The following is a 24,011-nucleotide window of genomic DNA, read 5'->3' as shown; positions in this document are numbered from 1 at the left end:
AAAGAGGAGAAATGTATGTCGAGAATTATAGGAGAGCGTCATAAAAGATAAGAAAAACTCTTTATTTGGAGTTTTTCTTAAAATAAATTTGCAATTGTGGTAAACCTAGAATACGACCGGAACGCAGTGGAGTGGAGAGATCTGCCTAGATAGATCTCTCTGCTACGTTACACTCCGCTCGAGATGACGTATTGCATAATAAAAGCGTCAAGCAATGACGACTTTTTTTATTATTAATAACTAAACCCCGGAAATTCGATATTTACGATTTTCCAGCTGCCATTGTAAAGCGCGAAATAGAGTTTAAAAGGTCCGCTTATAATTTTGGATTGTTTTTGAATAACATCCCGGTAACCTGCAACACCTTCAACGAAACCCATTCCTTTACCATCATCAAACAATTCGAAGTTGACATCGATAATATCATATCTGCCCCCAACATACTCATCAGATTGTCCGAAAATGCCTTTTAACCGACCAATAACTACATCTTTACCAATAATTTTATTTCCTGGAAGGATAAAAAAATCATTCAGCTCATTGGTAATAGTCTTAGACTGCTTAAACCATGAGTTTATAAATCTGATAGCACTATTTACAATATCGGCCTGATGGTTAAAAGTAGGTGTTTCCTGCATTTTCTGGGTATCATTTTATTAATTGAGACTGTATCATAAAAATTTAAACGTGTCACGTTGAGTTTGTCAAAATGCTTTATTATGGTCCTTCGACAGGTTCAGTATGACAATCCGATATTGATGATACAGTCTCAAAATCCTGGCGAAGTTAACTATTCTTTAGCCTTTCTCTAATTTCGGCGAGAGAATAATCGATCAGTAGCTTTCCATCCCTGAAAACTTCTTTCAATTCGCCCTGTGCTTCTTCTTCCCAGGTGCATTGATCTTTCAGTTCGTAATCGCCTTTGGCATTTTTAAAAATCTGCAATAAACCTTTGGCTGATTTTTTGGTACCATCGTCGGTAATAGGATCTTTAAATATCTCGCGACCAACGCCATCTACCTCACCATAAGTGGCTTTCATGGCAAAACCAAAGGTATCGCGGGTATTGTACTGATAAGTGAAAGAGCCAATACCGAAAACCACGTTGGTTGAAGCAAAACCTTTGGCTTTTAAACGTTCGCAGATCTGTGTAGCCCTTTCGGTAGTGATGCTATCGCCGTAAATCGCGCCAATCTGCGGAATGAGTTCTTTAAAACCTTTATCGTTGGTTTTTCCACCAAAAACATCCCAAAGCAGCTCGATCACACCTTTTTTCTCATTTTCGTTTTTGCCGTTCGGGTTTCCGCAGATGATATCAACCGGATCGCCAGAATCAGGCCTGATCACCACTTTACCCGGCCTGGCAATGATATCATCTTTTAAAACAGGCAGGTATTCGGTTAACACTTTCCATAAATCCCAGGTATCGGAAACGATGGATACAATTCCTTTTGGATAAACTTCGAGAATTAATCTTTTAAACGTTTCAAGCTCTCCGGTATTGGTTCCCATACACATTACCGAATGTTCTGTAGCCGCTACTGAGCCACCGATCAGTTCTTTATCAGAATCGGCTTTGTAATATTCTTCCAGAAAATCAATTGCAGGGATGGTATCGGTTCCTGTGAAACTCAGTAAATGGCCAGCGGCTGAAGTTACCGCAGCTTCTATCCCACACATGCCGCGCATCGAGAAATCGTGTCCCTGCCAATCTACAAACTCGGGTACAGAAGAGGTTTCAGCTGCATATTTATCCAGGATGGTACGATACTGTTTTGCAATGGTAGCCGAATTACATGGCAACCAAACCACTGCCGAAAGCAATGTTTCGAAATAGTTGGTCAGCCAGAAAAACTCTGGTTTGGTGTTGTACATGGTGAACATCGGCACACGCAATGGTACTTCTGCCCCTTCGGGGAGTGATTTAAAAACCATGGGGATATAACCCAGATCATGCAAATCGGCAATGTGTTGCGTGCCTACCAGGTTTTCGCCAAGGTAATTGTTTATCCTGCGGGCGTATTTTCTTAAAATCTCTTCTTTGGGCTGTTTGAAAAAATTCTGGTTAAAATCTTCGATAATGTATTTTTTGATAAAGTACTGTAAGCCAAAAAGCACTACATGGTTTACATTTTCGAGCCTGCTTTTTCTGGGTGTCCAGTTAGAATAAACCAGTGTGGTATTTTCAGGGTACTGTCTGCGGTGGTCAACTTTATAACCGTCTGTTAATAATAATGGATTCATGGTTTGATGTATTTGCTATTATTTATTTCTTCCTTTTTCGTTGGGATACAGGCTTTGCAAGGTATCACTCTGCCAAAATTGTTTGGTTTCAATATCCAAACAGGTTAATTTTCCGGTAAATGCAGCACCGGTATCGATATTCCAAACGTTACAGCCCTGCATTGGCACGTCCGTATTATAATAGAGCGTTGGCGTATGCCCGATGTAAATTTCATTGTAGAGCAATAATCGTTTGGGGTAAATGGCCGAATCTTTTTTGATCCGATTATCCATCGTGAGTGCCATTTCCCATAGGGTTCTGTCCCACGAATAATTAGATGAATAACGCTCTTTTTCCGGTCCGTGCATGGAAGAAAAACCGGCATGGATAAAAAGGTTATTTTGTCCGTCTACGTAATAATCTTTCATCCGTTTAAAGAATTTTAAATGTTTTTCCCGTACTTGATCAGATAAATCTTTATAACTCCCGATGGTTAATTTACCACCATGTACGAACCAAACATCATCCACGATACCTTTTTCTAACCAATCGATACACCAGGCATCGTGATTGCCTTTGATAAAAATGCATTGATGGCTTTCTTCCAGTTTTATCAGGTAATCGATCACCGGTGCTGATTCACTCCATCCATCAACGTAATCACCAAGAAAAATCAGTTTATCATCTGTGGTTACTTCAGCACGCTCGAATAACTGGATCAGACCTTTTAATCCACCATGTATATCGCCTATTACCAATGTTCTTCCCATGTTAAAATTCTATATATTCAGCAGGCACAACATCTGTAAGCCAAACGTTGTTGGCTGATAAGTAAAATTTATATCCTGCTTTGCATCCCGCTATTAACGCTGAGAATAACTGGCTTTCTTTCCTGCAACCTGATTTATTGGCTGATAGAGAAATATCGCATTTACTGATTCCTTTAGTTATTCTACTATTCATGATGACTTTATGTTATTAATTTAATTTTTCTTCATAGATCTCGTAATTCTCCTCGTCGAAACAAACAAAGATTACCTTTTCTATCTTTTCTTTTTCAGCGAAATTATTTACTGTTGTAATGGCAATATCCGCTGCTTTATCTTTTGGGAAATGATAAATCCCAGTGCTGATGTTCGGGAAAGCAATTACCTTAACATCGTTTTCTATGGCAAGTGCTAAACTGTTCCGGTAACAATCGGCAAGCAAAGCATTATTTTTTTCACTTTCTCCATTCCAAACCGGCCCAACGGTATGGATCACATATTTAGCAGGTAAATTACCAGCCGTTGTAATTACAGCATGTCCGGTTTTGCATGTTCCCTGCTTGTTCCTGATGGCTACACAGGCTTTTAAAATTTCTTTGCCACCTTTCCTGTGGATGGCACCATCAACCCCTCCGCCACCTAACAAGGAACTGTTTGCCGCGTTAACAATGGCATCGGCTTTAATTTCTGTTATATCGGCTTTGATTACTTCTATAATCATTTTTTGAATTTTATTTATAAACTATTTTACTGCAAAACATCATGCTGAATTCAATTCAGCATCTTATCCGTAAATAGATACTGAAATGAATCCGATAGCTATCGGATCAGGTTGACGACCGCTTACACTAAAGTATTTAATGGAATCTAAATAATATCTGCCAATTTTATCTGTGTTACGCCAGCATGATCAACTTCTTTAATGGAATCCGTTGTAAAAATCTGTTCAAAATATTTACCCAGTTCATCAAAACCTTTGCTAAATATGCCATGACTGATTGCCAGGTATAATTTAACTGCATTTTTGGCTTTAAGTGCTTCGGCGAGACCAATAAATGTACCACCACCGTCACAGATGTCATCTACAATCAGGCAATCGGCACCGGCAAGATCATCGCTATACACTTTAAATCCTGAAAGTTTCCCGGTTTTTACATCCCTGCTTTTTGAACATTCTACAACCTCTGCACCACCTAAAAACTCGGATACTTTATAAATTTTCTTTAAGGCACCACCATCAGGAGAAATGAGTTTTACCTCTGTACCGATTTTTGAAATGACCTCTTTTATAAATTGGTGATTGGAAACCATTACACAGTTATTAAGAAGGGCTGGTGTTACTTCGCTATGTGGATCGAAAACGGTAACACTTGCCAAGCCCATTGCATTAATAATGTCAGCATAAACTTTTACCGATAAGGGTTCGCCGGGAACCATCACCCGATCCTGCCTGGCTGCAGGGAAATACGGAATAAAAAGATTGATTTCTTTTACGCTCATTCTTTTCAAAGCATCAACCGTGATGCAGATGAGGCCTAAATCGTTAAAAGAATTTATCCTTTGCGTAATGGTTATGGGTTCAGCAGAATTAAAACCATCGGTTATTTTAATATGTGGTTCGCCACCTGCAAACAGGAAAGATTTATGTGTAATGGAGTTTTTTTCGCCTAGCGGAGTGAAACCCGGATCTAAATTTAACATATATTTGCGTATTATTTACACAAATATAAAAATCATTTTTAGAATCCAAAAAATAATTTGTGTTTATTTTACGCAAACCTAATGTCGAACTGGAAATTTTCCTTTAAAAGCTGGTTATATTTTGTCTTATCAAAGGTAAAAAGCTTGCCTGGACGGCCACTAGCACCTATTTTTACCAATTTATCCGTTTCTGTAACAATTCCAAAACTTAAAATCTTTTTTCTGAAATTTCTCCTGTCGATATCCCTTTCCAAAATAGAGCAGTATAAATTTTCGAGGTCGGAGAAGAGAAATTCCTGATCCAGCAGATCGAAACCAATGGGCTGATAGGTCAATTTATTTTTTAAACGCTGGTGCGCCAGATTAACCATTTCATTATGGTCATAACCTAGCTGCGGCACCTGATCAATAGGAAACCATTTGGCATCTTTGGCATCGGTATCGGCCTTTAATACAAAATTTTTGGGATTTACGAGCGCAAAATAGGCTACAGAGACTACCCTAAACCGTTCGTCACGCTTAATATCATCACCAAAAGTACCCAGTTGCTCCAGGTAATTCACCGTAATGCCAGCTTCTTCTTTAAGTTCGCGCTCAACTGCTGTTAACAAAGGTTCGTCATCCAAAATAAATCCGCCGGGCAGTACCCATCTATCGGCCAGTTTACCAAAACGCTGCTGAACAGCCAGCACATAAAGTGTTCCTTTTTCGTAGCCAAAAACAATGGCATCAACAGCGATTTTGATATTTTGATTGATCATTCCTTAATTTGTGTAAAAACAACACAAAGTTAATTCTTTTAACGGGAAAGACCGAATCTGTTAATTAATTTCCTACCTGAACTTCTTCATCGCTGCCCAAAGTTTTTCATCCATGCCGTAAACATCAGGCCGGTATTCAATCTTGTCGTTTTGAGACCATGCTGTAATATAGGTGATGATTAACGGAACAGATTTCTTTGGCCCAAACCAGGCCGGTTTCAATTGGAAAGCCTTTGTAGTATCTGCCTTTTGAGCCATACGTTTTTTATACCATTTTACATGTGTGCTATCAATCGGCGGCAAATCTACCTCCGCCCTTAGCTTATCGTAGGTATAAGAATCTTTCACCAAAAGTTCGGCGAACTCCAGAGGTTTTTCTATACGTACACAACCATGACTAATGGCGCGGTTGGTTAAATTAAAACCGTTCTTATTATTGGTATCGTGAAGGTAAATACTAGAGCTGTTATCGAAGATAAATTTGAACTTTCCTAAAGCATTTCCGCCACCAGAACCCTGCTTAAATTTGAAGGGTAATTTATCCCTCGAATACTTGTTCCAGTTGATGGTATCAGGCTCTCCAATTAGCTTATCTTTGTAGTACACTTTGATGTTGCTGTTCGATAAATAATAAGGATCTTTCCGGGCCATCCAGTAGATCTCACTTTGCGCAATACTTACCGGAATATTCCATATCGGATTGGCCTGAATGGAACTGATTTTACTAAATAATAATGGCGTTTCATGGTTCTTTGGTTTGTCATCTAAATTGCCCGATTTTGCGTAAGCTTTTAGCTTGTCTTCATAACCGTTTTCACGTCTGCCACCCACGCAAACTTTCATCGAAATTACAGTATCAGTTTTGTCCAGCCAGGTTAGCCTGAAGTCGGGAATATTTACCTGCACATAATTGTCTCCGGTCTCCGGCATTTTCCACCTGAAACGTTCCATATTTAATAACAAAATCCGTTTGTCACTTTCTGCATCTGCATTTAAATAGGCCGACTGCAAAGCTTTATACTGAACCGATTTTGGTTGCACATTTCTTAAAGTATCCAACAGGTTTTTACTGTCTAAAAGATTGAGCATTCCAACGCTGTCCGGTCGCCTTACTTTTATGTAATAACGCGAAAAAACAGAGCGGGGATTGATCACCCCATATTTAAGGTAATTGTTATAATTTAAATAAGCATTTGCTGATAATAACTCTAGTTTGGCAATTACCGGATAGCTTTCTTCTACTTTTTTAAATTTATTAGCAGTTAATTCATCCAATAATGCTTTTATTTCGTCGCCTTTAAAAATCCCGGGATTAAAACCATGCACTTTACTTTGATTTAAATAACCCACAAGCGAATCCAATTCCCCGTTAATGTAAAACCGGGTAACTAATTTAGGTTCAGCATAATTATGCGCATAAAAAGCTTTTATCGTTTTAGGATTAACGAATTTACCCGAAAGACTGTCCATTGTCTTCACAAAAACGCTATCATAAGCTACAGTATCAAAATCTTTATAGATCTTATTCTTAAAATGTTCTGACAGTACTTTTCCGATCTCCGGAGGGCTTTTAAACCATCCACAGGCAGAAATGAACAAAATAAAAGGCAATATTAGAAAGCGAAACTTTTTCAATACGATAAAATTTAAATACAAAATAAGGGTTATTGGCACTAAAAACAGCATAATGGCAAATTAAGTGCCATTATTTTTTGTTTTACCATTTCAAACACTATATTTGCCAGCGCTTATCAGCTAACGTATTGATACTGGCAGAAATAATTTATGAATTTAACTTTGAACCATCACTTACATTTACACCATCGCCGATAGGCGATATGATATGTTTGTTTTGTACTTCAAAACTTTTTTCCGTAAAATAATTTCCTGTTCACTCTATATTCAATACATTGAAAACACTTAAAATTGCTATCCAGAAATCGGGTAGGTTAAACGAAAAATCTGTAGAAATACTTAAAAATTGTGGTTTATCATTCGAAAACTACAAAAGTTCCCTGATCTCAACGGTTACTAATTTTCCCTTAGAAATTCTTTTCCTTCGTGATGATGATATTCCGGAATACGTACAGGATGGCATTGCTGACCTGGGTATTGTTGGCGAAAACGTAATTGTAGAAACGAAGGCTGAGGTAGACTATCTGCAAAAATTGGGCTTCGGAAAATGCACCTTAAAAATCGCTGTTCAGGCTACCAGTGGTATTCAGAATTTGGAAGAATTAAATGGTAAAGCCATTGCCACTTCTTACCCCGTTATCCTCGAAAAATTCTTGCAGGAAAAAGGGATCAAATCTGATATCAGAACCATTTCCGGATCGGTAGAAATTGGTCCGGGTTTAGGCTTAAGCGACGCCATTTTTGATATCGTATCAACCGGTGGAACATTAAAGAGCAACGGACTAAAACCTTTCGCTGATGTAATGCAATCGGAAGCAGTTTTAATCGGAAATAAATCAATCGCCGACAATCCGGAAGTTGCCGAACTGTTGCAACGCATCCGCTCCGTACTCAGTGCAAAATCGAACAAATATGTGGTACTAAATGTATCAAAAGATAACCTTCAAAAAGTTGTAGATCTTCTTCCGGGTGTTAAAAGCCCAACCGTTGTTCCACTCTTCGAACCCAACTGGGTAGCCGTTCATTCGGTAATTGCAGAGGAAGATTTCTGGGATAAAATAAACAGTTTAAAAGCTGCTGGTGCCGAAGGTATTTTAGTTATGCCTATCGAGAAAATAATCAGGTAAAATTATTTAAATACACATTAACTATTAGTTAATTTTAAATCATAAGACATTGAAAATCTATAGTTATACAGATTTATCTAAATCAAAAATTGAAGAGATTTGTTCGAGGCAGATTGAAGATGATAAACTGGTTGAAGAACGGGTTACTGACATTTTAAGCACGGTAAAAAAAGACGGAGATAAAGCCCTTTTCAACTTCGCAAAAGCCTTTGATAAAGTTGATCTGGAGAAACTTTTTTTAGATGCTGATGAACTAAAAGAAATTGCAGCTACCATTCCGGCTGATGCAAAAAAAGCAATCGATACAGCTTATCAGAACATCAAAACTTTTCACCAGTCGCAGTTAAAGACTGAAGATAAAATTGAAACCATGCCAGGCGTTTTGTGCTGGCGCGAATCGAGAGCAATTGAAAAAGTGGGGCTTTACATTCCGGGAGGAACTGCTGTTTTACCGAGCACATTTTTAATGCTGGCTACACCTGCAATCATCGCAGGATGTAAAGAAATCGTAGTATGTTCGCCACCACAAAGCAACGGCAAAACCAACTGCTACTTGGCTTATTGTGCCGTATTATTAGGTATCGAAAAAATATTCCTGATTGGCGGTGCCCAAGCCGTTGCAGCAATGGCATTCGGAACGGAAAGTGTGCCACAGGTTTATAAGATTTTTGGTCCTGGCAACCGTTACGTAACCACCGCCAAAACCATGGTGCAAAACAAAGTGGCTATTGATATGCCTGCTGGCCCATCGGAAGTTTTGGTAATTGCTGATGAAACCGCAAATCCTGCATTTATTGCTGCAGATCTGTTAGCACAGGCCGAACATGGCACTGATAGTCAGGCCATTTTAGCGGCTACTTCTGAGGAAATTATCAATCAAACCCTGAAAGAAATTGAGAATCAGCTTGCTATATTGCCTAGAAAGGATATTGCGGCCAAAGCAATCGCCAATTCTTATGCGGTTTTAGCAGAAAATCTGGAGCAAGCGATGCAATTTTCTAACGAATATGCACCTGAGCACTTAATATTGGCTACTGAAAACCATCAAAAACTTATTCCGCTAATTATCAATGCAGGATCGGTATTTTTAGGCAATTTTACACCGGAGAGTGTTGGCGATTATGCTTCGGGAACCAATCATACCCTACCAACCAGCGGCTTTGCAAAGGCTTATTCAGGCGTTTCTACCGATGCTTTTCTGAAAAAAATCACTTTTCAGCAGTTATCAGCCACCGGATTAAACAACATTGGCCCTACTGTCGAAATATTAGCCGCAGCAGAAGGCCTGGAGGCGCATAAGAATGCTGTTAGTATCAGATTAAATTTTGAGTCTGAAGTCGGAGGTCCGATGTCCGAAGATAAAACGACCTTAAAACCATAAATAAAACCGGTGTAATCACCTATCAGTGCAATCAACCCGAAGGAAACCGAAAGGAAGATAAAATTATTTAAATAAAATCTGTAGAAAGTACAATGTAGAAAGCTTTAGGCAATTCGCTAATCCCTTTTACCTTTTACCTTTTACCTTTTACCTTAAAAAATGGACATTAACGATTTAGTAAGAGAAAATATAAAAAACCTTCGCCCCTACTCTACCGCGAGGGACGAATTTAAAGGTCAGGCATCTGTTTTTTTAGACGCAAACGAGAACAGTTATGGTTCGCCATTACCGGCAAATTATAACCGCTATCCGGATCCTTTACAACTGGATTTAAAAGATGCGATCAGCAAAATAAAAGGTGTGCCAATTGAGAATACTTTTTTAGGAAATGGTAGCGACGAAGCCATCGATTTGTTGTTCCGTGCTTTCTGTAATCCTGGAAAAGATAACGTAATTGTGCTTCCTCCAACTTATGGAATGTACGAAGTTTCGGCCAATATAAACGATGTAGAAATACGCAAAGTGAACCTGCTTCCAAACTTCCAGCTGGACATGGAAAAGATCGCAGAAACAATTGATAAAAACACCAAATTAATTTTCATTTGTTCGCCAAATAATCCGACAGGAAATTCGATAAACCGGGAAGATATTGAAACCATTTTAGCAAACTTTAACGGCATCGTTGTAGTGGATGAAGCGTATATAAATTACGCCCGTCAGAAGACCTTTATTCAGGAGTTAACCGAGTACGGAAACCTGGTGGTTTTACAAACTTTTTCGAAGGCCTGGGGCCTCGCAGCTTTGCGTTTGGGTATGGCTTTTTCTTCAACAAAAGTGATCGATGTTTTAAACAAAATTAAGCCGCCTTATAACATCAATCAGGCCACTCAGGATTTAGCTTTTGAGGCACTAAAAAACATCGCACAAGTTAACGATTGGATCAAAGCATCGGTTGCAGAAAGACAGCGTTTATCCATCGCGTTAAATAATGTAAATGCAGTTAAAAAAGTGTATCCGTCCGACGCTAATTTTATACTCGTAGAAGTTACTGATGCTGCGAAAATTTATGACACTTTGGTTAATCAGGAGATCATCGTTCGCGACCGTTCGAAGGTAACTTTATGCGAAGGTTGTTTAAGGATTACTGTTGGTACCAAAGAAGAAAACGATAAACTATTAACCGTTCTAGAAAATTTTTAAAATGAAGAAAGTATTATTTATTGACCGCGACGGAACGTTAAACATAGAGCCTGATGATGAACAGGTAGATAGTTTTGCAAAGCTGAAATTCTATCCCCGTTCTTTATATTATTTATCGAAAATTGCAGCCGAGCTGGATTACGAACTGGTAATGGTTACCAACCAGGATGGATTGGGAACACTTTCAAATCCTGAAGAAAATTTCTGGCCGATCCATAATTTCATGCTCGATACTTTTGCCGGCGAAGGCGTTCATTTTAGCGAGATTGTAATCGACAGAACTTTCGCAAAAGACAATGCCCCTACCCGTAAACCAGGCACAGCTCTATTGACAAAATATTTCAGCGGAGATTACGATCTGAAAAATTCTTTTGTGATTGGAGATCGGTTGAACGATGTAGTTTTAGCCAAAAATTTGGGTGCAAAAGCTATTTTTCTGCGTCAGAATGATGCACTGGGTTCTACAGAAGCATTGGATAAACATGAAACGCTTTTAGATGTGATCATTTTAGAAACCAAAAAATGGGAAGACATCTACAACCTGCTCAAAGCTGGAAGTAGAAAAATCCACCACGAGCGTAAAACCAACGAAACTGATATTACCATTAACTTAGACCTGGATGGAACCGGAAAAGCGAAAATCGAAACCGGTTTAAACTTTTTCGACCACATGCTCGATCAGATTGCCCGGCATGGAAGTGTAGATCTGGAAGTAATTGCCAAAGGCGATTTACATATAGACGAACACCACACCATTGAAGATACCGGAATTGCATTAGGTGAGGCTTTTGCCAAAGGTTTGGGCAATAAATTAGGCATCGAAAGGTACGGTTTTTGCTTACCAATGGACGATTGCCTGGCACAGGTAGCCATTGATTTTGGCGGAAGGAACTGGATTGTTTGGGATGCGGAGTTTAAACGCGAAAAAGTCGGTGACATGCCAACGGAAATGTTTTATCACTTCTTTAAATCATTCAGCGATGCTGCAAAGTGTAACCTGAACATTAAAGCTGAAGGTGATAACGAACACCATAAAATTGAAGCTATTTTTAAAGCATTTGCCAAAGCCATTAAAATGGCCATTAAACGCGATGCAGAGAAAATGGTATTGCCAAGCACAAAGGGAATGCTGTAGGATGTAAAATGGATGATGGAAGATGGAATATTGGGTTATTAACGGAACCTTTGTTAAATAAACCCGATAGCAGTGGAAAGTTTTTTATTCAGCAGCAACCTTGAATAAGCTGTTATGCTGAGGCACGAAGCATCTGAAACCGATAAAACAGATGCTTCGTACCTCAGCATGACAGAAGTTAAAAAACTTGAAACGAATAGCGGGACTACAGCACCCATGAAAAACTGCCTTTCATTTTCAAATTTTATAAAAAATTAAACCTAATAAAAGGCGATTTTAGCAACCCAAATTTAATAGACATTTTGTCTTGATTCTCAATACTTGATACTTAGAAACTAACACTAAACACTTGATACTAAAAATGGTTGGAATTATAAACTACGGAGCAGGCAACATTTTCTCCCTTACCGCAGCATTAGATCGCTTAAATGTGACCTACGGCATGGTAAATACAGAAAATGACCTCGAAAAATATAGCCACATCATTATTCCGGGGGTTGGCCATGCAGGCGCTGCGATGGAAAAACTAAAGGGAACCGGACTGGTTGAGGCCATTAAAAAATTGACCAAACCTGTGCTGGGCATCTGTGTGGGTATGCAGCTCATTACCGAACATTCTGAAGAAGGTGATGCAGCACTTTTAGATATCGTTCCGGTGAAAACCAAAAAATTCGATAAGTCGCTGAATATCAAAATACCACACATGGGCTGGAATGCAGTGAGCCTGAAAAACAATCCGCTATTTGAAGGTGTTGAAGATAATACACAATTTTACTTCGTGCATTCGTACTTTATTGAATATAACCCTACTTTTGACATCGCATCTGCTGACTATGGTTTAAAGTTTTCGGCAGCGGTACAAAAAAACAATTTTTACGGCGTTCAGTTCCACCCCGAGAAATCGGGAAAAGCCGGCGAATTAATATTAAAAAATTTTTCAAACTTAAGCTTATAAAATGTACATAATACCTGCTATTGATATTTTGGATGGAAAAGTTGTCCGTCTGCGTGAAGGCGATTACAACCAAAAAACAGAGTACGATGTTTCTATTGCCGAAATGATAGAAAAATACCGCTCAAATGGTACGGATTTTATCCATATTATTGATTTAAACGGAGCCAAAGGCGATTTCAGCAACCAAAAATCACTTTTCGAAATCATTAAAAAAACCGAAATGAAAGTACAGTATGGTGGCGGAATCAGGACGATTGAGCAGGTTAACAATCTGCTTGATGCAGGCATCCATCGTGTTATTGTAGGTACCCAGGCCATTACCAATCCAGATTTTTTACCTCAGTTAAGTGAGAATTTTGCCAAAAAAGATGATTATGCCAACCGCATCGTTATTGCCATTGATGTTTTGGATGAAGTGATCAAATATTCGGGCTGGATGGAAAGTTCGCCGATTAAACTGATGGATTACGTTGACAAATGCCTTTCATTGGGATTTTTCCGTTTCTTATGCACCGATATCAGTAAAGATGGAAAATTAGGCGGTGCAGCAATCGATTTATACAAAAAATTACTTGAGCACTCTCCGATGATCAAATTAATTGCTTCAGGCGGTGTAAGTTCGATGGAAGATATCTACGAACTTGCTAAATATCCGATCAGAAGTGTAGTGGTAGGAAAAGCGATTTACGAAGACCGGATAACTATTGAAGAGATAAAGGATTGGAATTTGAAGGCTTTGAGTTCAATTTAAAGGCATGAAACCCAAAAGCATTCTTTTAGCTGGTTTAATATTATTACCAATAAGCTTCTGCATGTTTCTTTGGGGAATTCACATGTTCACCTATAGAGGTGATTATACAAAGCTTATGGGGATTACTGGTATGTATTGTTTTTTACTCTGCATACCGGTTTTTATAATAGGCTTAGTATTAATAACCATTGGATTGCGTAAAAAAGATAAAACCTAGAATTTAATTAAAAAAATCCATAGAGTTTAGATAAACATTTATGTCATCCTGAAGAATGAAGGATCTGCCCACGATGGAACAGATGCTTCGTACCTCAGCATGACAACAAAACATACCTATGCTTTCAAAAAGAATAATTCCTTGTTTAGACGTTAAAGACGGCCGTACGGTAAAAGGCGTAAACTTTGTTGATTTACGCGATGCGGGTGATCCTGTGGAACTGGCTGCGCAATATGCACAACAAGGGGCAGATGAGCTGGTTTTCCTGGATATTACGGCCACTCACGAGCGACGTAAAACGATGATCGAAATGGTTAAATCCGTTGCCCGTCAACTAAACATTCCTTTTACCATTGGTGGCGGAATAACTGAAATTGCAGATGCTGATGCCCTTTTAAATGCAGGTGCAGATAAAATCAGTATCAATTCTGCAGCTGTTCGTAACCCTAAACTGATTGAAGACCTTGCTAAAACTTTCGGGGTACAATTTGTGGTTTTAGCGGTCGACACTAAACATGTAAACGGCAAAAACATGGTTCATTTAAATGGAGGCAGGTTAATTACTGAACTGGAAACAGAAAACTGGATTAAACAGGCTGAAAACCTGGGTGCAGGAGAAATTTTGTTAACCTCAATGGATCATGATGGCACGAAAGCGGGTTTTGATTGTGGCTTGTTAGGTAAAATAAACCAGATGATCAATATCCCGATCATTGCATCGGGTGGCGCAGGTAATATGGAACATTTTACCGAGGTCTTCCAAAAAGCCAATGTAGATGCCGCGCTCGCTGCATCGGTATTCCATTACGGCGAAATTTTAATCCCCGATTTAAAACAGGAACTGAAAAGGAACTATATTCCAGTAAGGATATAATATAAGTCTGGAGTCGGCAGTCCATAGTCATGAGTCTGTCTTTCCGAAATAAAGAAATAAAATGACAATCAATACCAGTTCCCTTGATTGGGATAAAACAGAGGGTTTAATTCCCGTAATTATTCAGGATTATAAAACTTTAGAGGTTTTAATGCTGGGTTATATGAATGCCGAGGCTTTGGAAAAAACCCAGGCCGAAGGTAAGGTTACCTTTTTTTCACGCTCAAAAAACCGCCTTTGGACAAAAGGTGAGACCAGCAACAACTTCCTTTTTGTTAAGGAACTTTTTGTGGATTGCGATAATGATACCATCCTGATCAAGGCCGATGCTGTTGGACCAACCTGCCATACCGGAAGCCGCAGCTGTTTTAAAACAGATTTTAACCAGAATTTCATTTTCGAACTCGAAAACATCATTACCGATAGATACGAAAACCCTGTTGAAGGATCGTACATCAACAAGATGCGCAGCAAAGGTTTAAATAAAATTGCGCAAAAAGTTGGCGAAGAAGGTGTAGAAACCGTAATTGCGGCACTAGCCGAAACAGAAGAAGAATTTATTGGAGAAGCATCGGATCTTGTTTTTCACTTATTGTTTCTATTAAAAGAAAAAGGATTATCCATTCAGGATATTGCTAAAAATTTAGAAAAAAGACACCAGTAAGGTTTGAGGTAAAAGGTGTAAGGTTTAAGGTGCCAGTTACCTAACCTTATACCCTAAACCATAAACCATAAACCTCAAGAAATGCTCAAACACCTACACACCTTCCCCGGACATCAAAACCCTGTTTATGCTTTAGCCAACGCTGATGAAGATGGCGTATTTTTTAGCGCCGGGAACGATAAGGGTGTTGTAGAATGGTCATTACATACTATGGCTTTTGTTAAGGTTAAAATGCCGGTGCAAAGTTCTGTTTATTGCTTGCACTATTACAAGAATCAATTATTTATTGGCGAACGGAGTGGTGCTTTTAGTGTTTACGACCTGAAAGAACAAAAGGTAATTGTAAGGATCAATGCCCATATTAAGCCCATTTTTAATATCCAAACCGTAAAAAGCAAAAATGAACTCTTAACTACCGGAGAAGATGGAAGTGTTGCTGTTTGGTCACTTAATGATTTTACTGAGATTTACCGCTTCCAGGTGGCTTACGATACTGTGAGGGCCATTGCAATTGCACCAAATGAAAACGAAGTGGCTTTTGGCTGTAAGGATCACCTGATCAGGATTTATAACCTTGCCGATTATAGCTTAAAACAATCCCTCGAAGGACATTCGTTACCTGTAACCTCTCTGGCTTACCACCCAACGGGTAAATACCTCATTTCGGGAAGCCGCGATGCACAGTTAAAAATTTGGGACTTGCCAAATTACGAACTACGCGAAACCGTACCGGCACACATGTTTACAGTGTACGACATTGCATTTCACCCCGCCGTTCCCTATTTTGCCACAAGCAGTCAGGATAAAAGCATTAAACTTTGGGATGCAGAAAACTTCAAACTCTATAAAATATTAAGTTTGGAGAAAGCCGGAATTGGGCATACTCACTCTATCAATAAAATTATCTGGAGTAATGATGGAAATTACCTGATTTCTACAGGAGACGACCGGCAGGTAATGGTTTGGGAGATGGAATAATTTAAGATTTCTTTTTATGGATTCTTTTTTGCAATTCTTTTACATCGGCAAGATCTTTAATCCTACCAGAAGCAACTTTATTGGCAATAAAATCCTGAACATTAATAAAAGGAGTTAACAAACCGTCTATTTCTGCATCTATTTTGTTTTCATAAGCCTCATCAAACTCAACGCCTGAAATTGCATTCAAGATATCAATCCTTAAAGGTGGATAACCGATTTGCGAAACATAGTTTTCTCTTAAAAAATCATCCTTCTTAAAGCCTAGCGATGCAAAGCCAAATTCCTGCAATACAGTAATCATTTTTTCAGCATTACCTTTGTCTGGCTTAATCCAAATGTCCAAATCACCGGTATGTCTGGGTCTGCCGTGATATGCTAAAGCATGGGCTCCCACAATCATATATTTGACATTATGCTTATTTAGAAGTTCAATAAACTCTACAAAGTCAGGTTCAAATATCATAATTTACGATGTGTTATAACCCTCTCCACTTTTCCAGGAAATGAGCCGTTTAACCAGGTGAAGTAACTTTCTCTCAACGAAACGACAGTTTTAAGGCGGTCTTCCGGAGCCTGATCAAGCCAAAAGTCAATATCCAAAGCATCTTCATCCTCCATCTTTACCTGGTTGAACACCATTGCAATCTTTCTAACTTTCGTCTCCATTTTCACTTTAATTATCTACACAAATATAATCAAAACTGAATGAAAACAGGCTATGAAAGGTCATTTAGAATATCCGTAAGCTAATTTCTCTTCGTAAAAAATGGGTTAATATCCCGTAATTGATTTTTTACTTTATAAAGAATCCTTTTCCATGATGATGCCCTCGTTACAACAACATCTCCTGTTAATGTAGTGCAACTTTCATTTAAAACAATCTGAAGATAGGCATCATCTGGTTTAAATTTAACAGCTTTATTTTCGTAACCCAGAAAACTTATATTCAGTTCTTTAAATTTATCTTCGTTTTGAATGGTATAACTGAGCGAAAATTCACCGGCAGTATTGGTGATAACACCATAGTTTTCGCCTAAAATGCGTACAGAGACCCCTGGCATTGCGGTTTTATCTTTTTCGGTAATTTTACCTTTTATCACCCGCAAAGAGTCTGATAATTTCTCATCCCAGAATTTTTCATCGAAATTGGTTATCGTTCTCGCAGTTTGAACCATTGATGGCTTTATTGTTTCCCCTTTACTCAACTTAGGAAAACTCAAAAAAGCCAATAAAGATGCTGCGATCAGGCTTGGTTTAAATTTACTCAGCGTATAATTCTCTTTCGCAATGATTAATCGGTCAAGCTGCTCTGGTTTAAACCTCCCGCAACTTTTGCCCTGATTTTTAATAAACCAATCTTGTAACTCTTGATCAGAGAAACGAGTAAAATCTACAACCGGTTTTTGACAGGAACCACAAAATTTTCCATTTGTATGGGCTTGCATTCTCCCCCAATCTTCATGGCATGGATTTGAAATTTGAATTTTAAATTTAGATGGCATAAAACATATCTTTTATACAGGATACATTTTTAACCCTTATTCCACAAAACGTTTAATAATTCTCAATTTATGCGAATATTTTCCCAATTCTTTGTTAAAAATCCCCTGATCATCAATCGGATCGATTTTTACCTTTGCTGAAGAATGGATAATTTCATTAGGGCTCAACATAATGCCTACGTGGGTAATCCTGCCTTCATCATTATCAAAAAAGGCAACATCACCTGCTTTACACTCAGCCAAAAAGCCTACCAGTTCACCTTGTTCGGCCTGTTGCGAAGCATCGCGGTTTAGCTTGATTCCCAGCATTTTAAATACGGTTTGGGTAAAGCCCGAGCAATCTAAACCAAATAAATGCCTGCCGCCCCATAGGTATGGGATATTCTGGAAAAATTTCGCAGTATCGGTTACCTGATCTTTAAAACTGATTATACTGTTATCGTGCGCTTCAAAATTAAGCTTAAATTTTTCTTCACCTGCATAACAGAATCCATCTTTAAGAAAAGGAAGGTTACTTGCCGGACTTAAATGATAAACACTTCCATCGGCAGCAGTTAAAACATTATTGAAACTTAAAGGAGCCAGTAATTTACAATCTTGCATTTCTGAAAACTGATCCTGACTGATTGGTGCCAACTGCCTGAAATCCATCCAGCCTTCGTAACCATCGTAGCCATTCTGGATCAGCCACCAGCGATCTTCTTTTTGAATAATTTCTACATGATCGCCAAATAACAGTTGCGAAACAATTTCTGCTTTATCTGATGCATCTGCTCTTAAAGGCGCTACAGCAACCCTACAAATACCGTATTGATTTTCCATTTAAATTTGCTCGTGAAACTATTGTAAAACTAATAAAATACATTCATTGCCTAACATTTTGCATGCAAATTTGTTATTTTTATGATGTTCACCTTTTAAATATACCGCTATGAATTTTAAAAAAATATTAATTGCCGTTGATAACAGTACCTGCTCAGAAAAAGCAGCAAAAGCCGGTTACGACATGGCTGAAAAATTCGGAGCTGAAGTAGCATTGGTTAACATCATCGAACCTGTTCCAGCCAATGTAAACCCGGATTTAACTTTGGCACCGGTATTTTTGGAAACCTACGACAATAGTGAAGAAAATAGCCATATTTTATTGAAAGAAATGGAAACTAAATATGGTAAGGGGATTTCAACCACTTATTTAAGCATTGTTGACACTGCCGCACATGGTATTATTCAGCAATCAGACGAATGGGGATCTGATTTGATCGTGATTGGTACCTACGGACGAACCGGCTTATATCACTTTTTAATGGGTAGCGTGGCAGAACATGTGGCACGTAAATCGGCCTGCCCGGTTTTAATTATCCCTAATAAATGTGAGGTAGATTAGTTCATTAGTCATTCGTACATTGGTTGGCATGATGCAAAAAAACACCTCTGTGTTAATCCGTACATCCGTGGCAAAAAATTAATTATTATCGGAAATTGTTTCTGGCGGTTGTCATCCTAAGTGGAGTTGAAGGATCCTTTCCTCTGCGGTATTCTTCCATATTCTGACCATTAAGAAATTAAGAACATTAAGGTTTTGTTAATCGAATAGTTTATTGGGATTGAATTGATCATCGTGCCAATCCATGCATCCGTGGCATCAAAAACTAAAAACTACTCAAACAAAAAAAGTCTCACTTCACGCGAGACTTTCATTAAAATATGTGATAGAAGCTTATCCTTCCTGGTGTAACCAGGCTTTCTTAGCCAATAATTCTTCTTCGGTTTCGCGGATATCTTCATCATCCACACAACAATCAACCGGGCAAACTGCCGCACACTGAGGCTCGTCATGAAAGCCCTTACACTCTGTACACTTATCGGATACAATGTAATAAACCTCATCCGAAACTGCCTCCTGAGTTGCATCAGCTTCGATTTGTTGATTACCAAAATCAATGATACCTTCTAAATTGGTACCATCAGAAAAACGCCATGCAGTACCGGCATCGTAAATTGCGTTATTTGGACATTCCGGTTCGCAAGCCCCACAATTTATACACTCATCTGTTATTTTAATTGCCATGTTTTCGTCTAATTCTTTTGCTTAGTTTACCTTTGCACCGCAAATATAAGATATAATCAATTAATAATAATTCTAAATATGTCAGCATTAACTCACGAAAAAGCCATAAACGCATTTGTTCAACTTGGCCAAAAGCTTACAAACCCCACTGTCATACTAGGAAATGCATTTTATAGCGCCGAAAGTGGCAATGCCTGGTTTACGCAGGAAAATATAAAAAAATCTATTTTATCATTTTCCGAGATGTTAAATGCAGATGATTTGGCCTCCTGGTTCGAGTCAGTAAAAATAACTAACTCTCCTAAAAAGGTGGGGTTAATTTTGGCTGGCAACATCCCCTTGGTAGGTTTGCATGATGTTTTATGCGTTTTGGCAACAGGAAATATTGCCCTGATCAAACTTTCTTCGGCAGATGACAAACTAATTAAAGCGGTACTGGCCGAACTGGTTAAAATAGAACCTGCTTTTGAGGAAAAAATTGAATATGTAGAGCGTTTGAAAGACTTTGATGCCGTTATTGCCACAGGAAGCAACAATTCTTCCCGCTATTTTGATTATTATTTTGGCAAAGTTCCCAACATTATCCGTAAAAACAGAAATAGTGTAGCGGTTTTAGATGGTACGGAGAGTTTTGAAGACATACAGCATTTAGGCGCTGATATTTTCGATTATTTTGGCTTAGGCTGTAGAAATGTATCTAAAATCTATTTCCCTAAAGATTACGACATTGCAAACTTTTACGAAGGGATTGAAAGTTTTCAGCCCATTATTAATCATTTTAAATACAATAACAATTACGATTATAACAAATCCATTTATCTGGTAAATGCTGCCAAGCACTATGACAATGGCTTTTTATTATTAAAAGAAGATGAAAATTTAACTTCGCCATTAGCCGTTCTTTTTTATGAAGAATACGATAACCTTCAGGAGGTAGAAGCCCGGTTAAAGGATAAATCGGAAAACATCCAGTGCATCATTACAAAATCGCCCTTAAATTTTAAAACATTTGATTTCGGGCAAAGCCAGCACCCGAAACTGTGGGATTATGCAGATAATGTGAATACCATTCAGTTTTTAAATAACCTAAACTGAATCTCACTTTAATCTTTAAGCATTAGTCTTTCTCCTTTGGTCTTTCAGCTTAAATAGCTATTTTTGGACACAATGTATATCGTTAAAGTTAAAGGCATAGCCAAAATTCCGGATTACGTACAGTTAAGAGATGACAAGTTTACACTTTTAGCTTATTTTAGGGTAGACAGGCCTGATAAATCTCTGGAAAAACTCGGACTTGGCGACAAGCAGGATTACATTATGGAAATGGTTAAAGATTTGCCTTTCGGGCAGATTGCAAAATTGGAAATATAAAATATGGCAGGCAACTCAGTAATTCATTTAAGCAATGTTGATGTTTTTCAACAGAAACATTTAGTCCTCTCAAACGTAAATTTACACATCGAAAAAGACGAATTTGTGTTCCTGATCGGCCAAACAGGTTCGGGCAAGAGTAGTTTGCTTAAAATATTATATGGCGATCTTCATATTGGCAACGGTGAAGGAAACATTGCCGGTTTCGACCTTAAAAACCTTAAAGAGAGCCAGGTACCGTTTTTACGCCGCAAATTAGGTGTTGTATTTCAGGATTTTCAATTGCTTACCGATCGTACCATCGAAAAAAACCTGGAGTTTGTGTTAAAAGCAACAGGCTGGAAAGACGAAAAACTGATTAACGAGCGCATTAAAGATGTTTTGGATAAAGTTGGTTTACGTTCTAAAATCAAAAAAATGCCACACGAAATTTCTGGCGGCGAGCAGCAGCGTATTGTAATTGCAAGGGCTTTGTTAAACGATCCGGAAATTATTCTTGCTGATGAACCTACCGGAAATTTAGATCCCGAAACATCAGAAGAAATTGTAACCCTTTTAAAACAAATCAGCCAGGCGGGGACCGCGGTTTTAATGGCCACTCACGATTACCACATCATCCGTACATTCCCTTCGCGTATTATCAAATGTGAAAGCGGAGTAGTACATGAAGATGCCCAAATTATATAAAAAATTCTGACATCCGTCAGCTAATCAGCCAAACTGTTCAGATAAATCCAAATAAATCTGACAGCTTGGCTGATTTCCGTTTATGGCAAAATAGTTGAGATTAACACCAAAAAATTCAGCCTGGTATTATGTTTAATAAGAAGAAAAATAACGATAAAGAAGAAAATATAATGAATACTGAAAACACATCAGAAAATACTGCTGAGAATGTAGAGAATACTGATGCTTCTACAAATGAAACTGAGCAGGCTCCGGAATTATCTGCTGAAGAAAAATTACAAGCCGAAGTTCAACAGCTTAATGATAAATATTTACGCTTATATGCTGAATTTGACAATTATAAACGCCGTACTCAAAAAGAACGCGTAGAATTATTGCAAACAGCAGGTAAAGACGTAATTGTATCGCTTTTGCCTGTTTTAGATGATTTCGACCGTGCATTAAAAGCAATGGAAACTGCTGCCGATGTAGCTCCTGTAAAAGAAGGTATATTATTGGTTAGCCATAAATTAAAAAATACTTTGGCACAAAAAGGCCTTAAAGATGTAGAAAGCATTAACCAGCCTTTTAATACCGATTTCCACGAAGCAATTACCAACATTCCTGCCCCTAGTGAGGATCTTAAAGGAAAAGTAATCGACGAAGTTGAAAAAGGCTATACCTTAAATGATAATGTGATCCGCTTTGCGAAAGTAGTAGTTGGAGCGTAAAAAATAATTATTGAATGTGAGCATGTCAGAATGAGTGAATGTAATAATTCTATCATTCCACCACTTAATCATTCAGTCATTCTAAAAAGAAAATGAGTAAAAGAGATTATTACGACGTATTAGGCGTAACCAGGGGTGCAGCTGCTGATGAGATCAAGAAAGCCTATCGCAAGATGGCGATTAAGTATCACCCGGATAAAAACCCTGGAGACAAAGCTGCTGAAGATAAATTTAAGGAAGCTGCCGAAGCTTACGAAGTTTTAAGCAGTGCAGAAAAAAAACAACGCTATGATCAATATGGTCATGCAGGAGTTGGCGGTGCAAGTGGCGGTGGCTACGGCGGCGGCGGCATGAATATGGACGATATTTTCAGCAATTTCGGCGATGTATTTGGTGGCCACAATCCTTTCGAAAGCTTTTTTGGCGGCGGTGGTGGCCAGCAACGTGGCGGTCGCCGTGTAGCTAAAGGCTCTAATCTTCGTATAAAAGTTAAATTAACTTTAGAAGAAATTGCACATGGTGCAGAAAAGAAAATCAAGGTTAATAAACTGATTGTTTGTAAAACCTGCGATGGTTCTGGCGCAAAAGATAAATCATCGGTAAGTACTTGCGGTACCTGCGGTGGCAGCGGCCAGGTGCGCAGGGTAACCAATACCATTTTGGGCCAGATGCAAACTGCATCTACCTGCCCTACCTGTAATGGCAGCGGACAACAGATTACCTCAAAATGTACAGTTTGTCATGGAGATGGCGTAGTACGTGGCGAAGAAACCATTACCATTAACATTCCTGCAGGTGTAAGCGAAGGCATGCAGTTAAGCATGAGCGGAAAAGGAAATGCGGCACCAAATGGCGGTATCCCGGGAGATTTGATCATACTGATTGAAGAAATCCCTCACGAAACCTTAAAACGCGAAGGCAATAACATCGTTTATGATTTACACTTAAGCTTTGTTGATGCTGCTTTAGGCATGAGCATTGAGGTACCAACCATTGATGGTAAAGCAAAAATCAAAATCGATCCGGGTACACAGAGCGGAAAATTATTACGCTTAAAAGGCAAAGGTTTGCCTGAAGTTAATTCTTACCACAGAGGTGATGAGATTATCCACATCAACATCTGGACACCAAAAGCTTTAAGCAGCGAAGAACGCAGTGCTTTAGAGAAGTTACGCGAATCGCCAAACTTTAAGCCTCAGCCAGGTAAAAATGACAAGAGTTTCTTCGAAAGAATGAAAGAATATTTCGAGTAATTAATTCAATATAAATGCAAAAGCCGATGCCATAAACATCGGCTTTT

The 24,011-nt window shown here is 38.5% G+C and carries 28 protein-coding genes; 15 read left to right on the top strand and 13 right to left on the bottom strand.

Annotated features, from left to right (window positions below):
- Positions 1 to 233: 233 nt before the first annotated feature.
- The 8 genes from ACTJKC_RS06895 to ACTJKC_RS06860 form a co-directional block, all read right to left on the bottom strand.
- The gene (locus ACTJKC_RS06895; RefSeq protein ID WP_440790824.1) at positions 234 to 638 is read right to left on the bottom strand and encodes a hypothetical protein; all 405 of its coding nucleotides are present in this window, start codon (positions 636 to 638) and stop codon (positions 234 to 236) included.
- 148 nt (positions 639 to 786) lie between these two features.
- Complete coding sequence (locus ACTJKC_RS06890) at positions 787 to 2,244, bottom strand: nicotinate phosphoribosyltransferase (protein WP_440790823.1); 1,458 nt, start codon at positions 2,242 to 2,244, stop codon at positions 787 to 789.
- Positions 2,245 to 2,262: 18 nt separating this feature from the next.
- Positions 2,263 to 2,994: a metallophosphoesterase family protein gene (locus ACTJKC_RS06885; protein ID WP_440790822.1), complete on the bottom strand. Its 732-nt coding sequence runs from the start codon at positions 2,992 to 2,994 to the stop codon at positions 2,263 to 2,265.
- Position 2,995: 1 nt separating this feature from the next.
- Positions 2,996 to 3,187 (bottom strand): hypothetical protein, encoded by a 192-nt coding sequence (locus tag ACTJKC_RS06880; protein WP_440790821.1) that lies wholly within the window; start codon positions 3,185 to 3,187, stop codon positions 2,996 to 2,998.
- 15 nt (positions 3,188 to 3,202) lie between these two features.
- Positions 3,203 to 3,712 (bottom strand): O-acetyl-ADP-ribose deacetylase, encoded by a 510-nt coding sequence (locus tag ACTJKC_RS06875; protein WP_440790820.1) that lies wholly within the window; start codon positions 3,710 to 3,712, stop codon positions 3,203 to 3,205.
- Positions 3,713 to 3,858: 146 nt separating this feature from the next.
- A complete protein-coding gene (gene prs / locus ACTJKC_RS06870) occupies positions 3,859 to 4,692 on the bottom strand; it encodes a ribose-phosphate diphosphokinase (protein WP_440790819.1) in 834 nt (277 codons plus the stop codon).
- A 68-nt stretch (positions 4,693 to 4,760) separates the two neighbouring features.
- Positions 4,761 to 5,453, bottom strand: a complete 693-nt coding sequence (locus tag ACTJKC_RS06865) for an NUDIX hydrolase (protein ID WP_440790818.1) — start codon at positions 5,451 to 5,453, stop codon at positions 4,761 to 4,763.
- A gap of 72 nt (positions 5,454 to 5,525) precedes the next feature.
- Positions 5,526 to 7,088: a L,D-transpeptidase family protein gene (locus ACTJKC_RS06860; protein ID WP_440790817.1), complete on the bottom strand. Its 1,563-nt coding sequence runs from the start codon at positions 7,086 to 7,088 to the stop codon at positions 5,526 to 5,528.
- A gap of 275 nt (positions 7,089 to 7,363) precedes the next feature.
- Here ACTJKC_RS06860 and hisG point away from each other — a divergent pair, with 275 nt between their 5' ends.
- The 9 genes from hisG to ACTJKC_RS06815 all read left to right on the top strand — a co-directional run bounded on the left by hisG (position 7,364) and on the right by ACTJKC_RS06815 (position 16,370).
- Positions 7,364 to 8,215: an ATP phosphoribosyltransferase gene (hisG, locus tag ACTJKC_RS06855; RefSeq protein ID WP_113948362.1), complete on the top strand. Its 852-nt coding sequence runs from the start codon at positions 7,364 to 7,366 to the stop codon at positions 8,213 to 8,215.
- A gap of 49 nt (positions 8,216 to 8,264) precedes the next feature.
- Positions 8,265 to 9,596, top strand: a complete 1,332-nt coding sequence (hisD, locus tag ACTJKC_RS06850) for a histidinol dehydrogenase (protein WP_440790816.1) — start codon at positions 8,265 to 8,267, stop codon at positions 9,594 to 9,596.
- A gap of 159 nt (positions 9,597 to 9,755) precedes the next feature.
- Complete coding sequence (hisC, locus tag ACTJKC_RS06845) at positions 9,756 to 10,796, top strand: histidinol-phosphate transaminase (protein WP_440790815.1); 1,041 nt, start codon at positions 9,756 to 9,758, stop codon at positions 10,794 to 10,796.
- A gap of 1 nt (position 10,797) precedes the next feature.
- Positions 10,798 to 11,931, top strand: coding sequence for a bifunctional histidinol-phosphatase/imidazoleglycerol-phosphate dehydratase HisB (gene hisB, locus ACTJKC_RS06840; RefSeq protein WP_440790814.1), 1,134 nt, complete (start codon positions 10,798 to 10,800; stop codon positions 11,929 to 11,931).
- Positions 11,932 to 12,292: 361 nt separating this feature from the next.
- The gene (hisH, locus tag ACTJKC_RS06835; RefSeq protein ID WP_440790813.1) at positions 12,293 to 12,886 is read left to right on the top strand and encodes an imidazole glycerol phosphate synthase subunit HisH; all 594 of its coding nucleotides are present in this window, start codon (positions 12,293 to 12,295) and stop codon (positions 12,884 to 12,886) included.
- 1 nt (position 12,887) lies between these two features.
- Positions 12,888 to 13,637: a 1-(5-phosphoribosyl)-5-[(5-phosphoribosylamino)methylideneamino]imidazole-4-carboxamide isomerase gene (hisA, locus tag ACTJKC_RS06830; protein ID WP_440790812.1), complete on the top strand. Its 750-nt coding sequence runs from the start codon at positions 12,888 to 12,890 to the stop codon at positions 13,635 to 13,637.
- Positions 13,638 to 13,972: 335 nt separating this feature from the next.
- Positions 13,973 to 14,728, top strand: a complete 756-nt coding sequence (hisF, locus tag ACTJKC_RS06825; RefSeq protein WP_440790811.1) for an imidazole glycerol phosphate synthase subunit HisF — start codon at positions 13,973 to 13,975, stop codon at positions 14,726 to 14,728.
- A gap of 61 nt (positions 14,729 to 14,789) precedes the next feature.
- Positions 14,790 to 15,392 (top strand): bifunctional phosphoribosyl-AMP cyclohydrolase/phosphoribosyl-ATP diphosphatase HisIE, encoded by a 603-nt coding sequence (hisIE, locus tag ACTJKC_RS06820; protein ID WP_440790810.1) that lies wholly within the window; start codon positions 14,790 to 14,792, stop codon positions 15,390 to 15,392.
- Positions 15,393 to 15,473: 81 nt separating this feature from the next.
- Complete coding sequence (locus ACTJKC_RS06815) at positions 15,474 to 16,370, top strand: WD40 repeat domain-containing protein (RefSeq protein ID WP_440790809.1); 897 nt, start codon at positions 15,474 to 15,476, stop codon at positions 16,368 to 16,370.
- A 1-nt stretch (position 16,371) separates the two neighbouring features.
- Here ACTJKC_RS06815 and ACTJKC_RS06810 read toward each other — a convergent pair whose 3' ends face one another.
- From ACTJKC_RS06810 to ACTJKC_RS06795, 4 genes are all read right to left on the bottom strand, one after another.
- Complete coding sequence (locus ACTJKC_RS06810) at positions 16,372 to 16,836, bottom strand: nucleotidyltransferase (RefSeq protein ID WP_440790808.1); 465 nt, start codon at positions 16,834 to 16,836, stop codon at positions 16,372 to 16,374.
- The gene (locus tag ACTJKC_RS06805; protein ID WP_440790807.1) at positions 16,833 to 17,039 is read right to left on the bottom strand and encodes a hypothetical protein; all 207 of its coding nucleotides are present in this window, start codon (positions 17,037 to 17,039) and stop codon (positions 16,833 to 16,835) included. Before ACTJKC_RS06805 ends, ACTJKC_RS06810 begins: the two co-directional genes overlap by 4 nt.
- Positions 17,040 to 17,119: 80 nt before the next feature.
- Positions 17,120 to 17,875 (bottom strand): carboxypeptidase-like regulatory domain-containing protein, encoded by a 756-nt coding sequence (locus ACTJKC_RS06800; RefSeq protein ID WP_440790806.1) that lies wholly within the window; start codon positions 17,873 to 17,875, stop codon positions 17,120 to 17,122.
- A gap of 36 nt (positions 17,876 to 17,911) precedes the next feature.
- Positions 17,912 to 18,697 (bottom strand): C40 family peptidase, encoded by a 786-nt coding sequence (locus tag ACTJKC_RS06795; protein ID WP_440790805.1) that lies wholly within the window; start codon positions 18,695 to 18,697, stop codon positions 17,912 to 17,914.
- Positions 18,698 to 18,806: 109 nt separating this feature from the next.
- On the opposite strand from ACTJKC_RS06795, the gene ACTJKC_RS06790 reads away from it, so the two are divergent.
- Positions 18,807 to 19,259 carry a universal stress protein gene (locus tag ACTJKC_RS06790; RefSeq protein WP_344849550.1) on the top strand — a complete coding sequence of 151 codons (453 nt, stop codon included), beginning with the start codon at positions 18,807 to 18,809 and terminating at the stop codon, positions 19,257 to 19,259.
- A gap of 333 nt (positions 19,260 to 19,592) precedes the next feature.
- Here ACTJKC_RS06790 and ACTJKC_RS06785 read toward each other — a convergent pair whose 3' ends face one another.
- Positions 19,593 to 19,943 (bottom strand): 4Fe-4S dicluster domain-containing protein, encoded by a 351-nt coding sequence (locus ACTJKC_RS06785; RefSeq protein ID WP_131536894.1) that lies wholly within the window; start codon positions 19,941 to 19,943, stop codon positions 19,593 to 19,595.
- A 78-nt stretch (positions 19,944 to 20,021) separates the two neighbouring features.
- Between ACTJKC_RS06785 and ACTJKC_RS06780 the strand changes: the two genes are divergently transcribed.
- From ACTJKC_RS06780 to dnaJ, 5 genes are all read left to right on the top strand, one after another.
- Positions 20,022 to 21,038: an acyl-CoA reductase gene (locus ACTJKC_RS06780; protein WP_440790804.1), complete on the top strand. Its 1,017-nt coding sequence runs from the start codon at positions 20,022 to 20,024 to the stop codon at positions 21,036 to 21,038.
- Between the two features lie 72 nt (positions 21,039 to 21,110).
- Positions 21,111 to 21,314, top strand: a complete 204-nt coding sequence (locus tag ACTJKC_RS06775; RefSeq protein WP_039476747.1) for a hypothetical protein — start codon at positions 21,111 to 21,113, stop codon at positions 21,312 to 21,314.
- 3 nt (positions 21,315 to 21,317) lie between these two features.
- On the top strand, positions 21,318 to 22,001 hold the full coding sequence (locus ACTJKC_RS06770; RefSeq protein ID WP_440790803.1) for a cell division ATP-binding protein FtsE: 684 nt from the start codon (positions 21,318 to 21,320) through the stop codon (positions 21,999 to 22,001).
- 128 nt (positions 22,002 to 22,129) lie between these two features.
- The gene (locus tag ACTJKC_RS06765) at positions 22,130 to 22,711 is read left to right on the top strand and encodes a nucleotide exchange factor GrpE (RefSeq protein ID WP_440790802.1); all 582 of its coding nucleotides are present in this window, start codon (positions 22,130 to 22,132) and stop codon (positions 22,709 to 22,711) included.
- A gap of 92 nt (positions 22,712 to 22,803) precedes the next feature.
- Positions 22,804 to 23,964, top strand: a complete 1,161-nt coding sequence (gene dnaJ, locus ACTJKC_RS06760; protein WP_025143132.1) for a molecular chaperone DnaJ — start codon at positions 22,804 to 22,806, stop codon at positions 23,962 to 23,964.
- The last annotated feature ends 47 nt before the right edge of the window (positions 23,965 to 24,011 follow it).

This window comes from Pedobacter sp. 22226 (assembly GCF_052045455.1).
GTDB lineage: Bacteria > Bacteroidota > Bacteroidia > Sphingobacteriales > Sphingobacteriaceae > Pedobacter > Pedobacter jeongneungensis.
The sequence above is the reverse complement of the archived record's forward strand: the minus strand, read 5'-3'. Positions and strand labels throughout refer to the sequence as shown.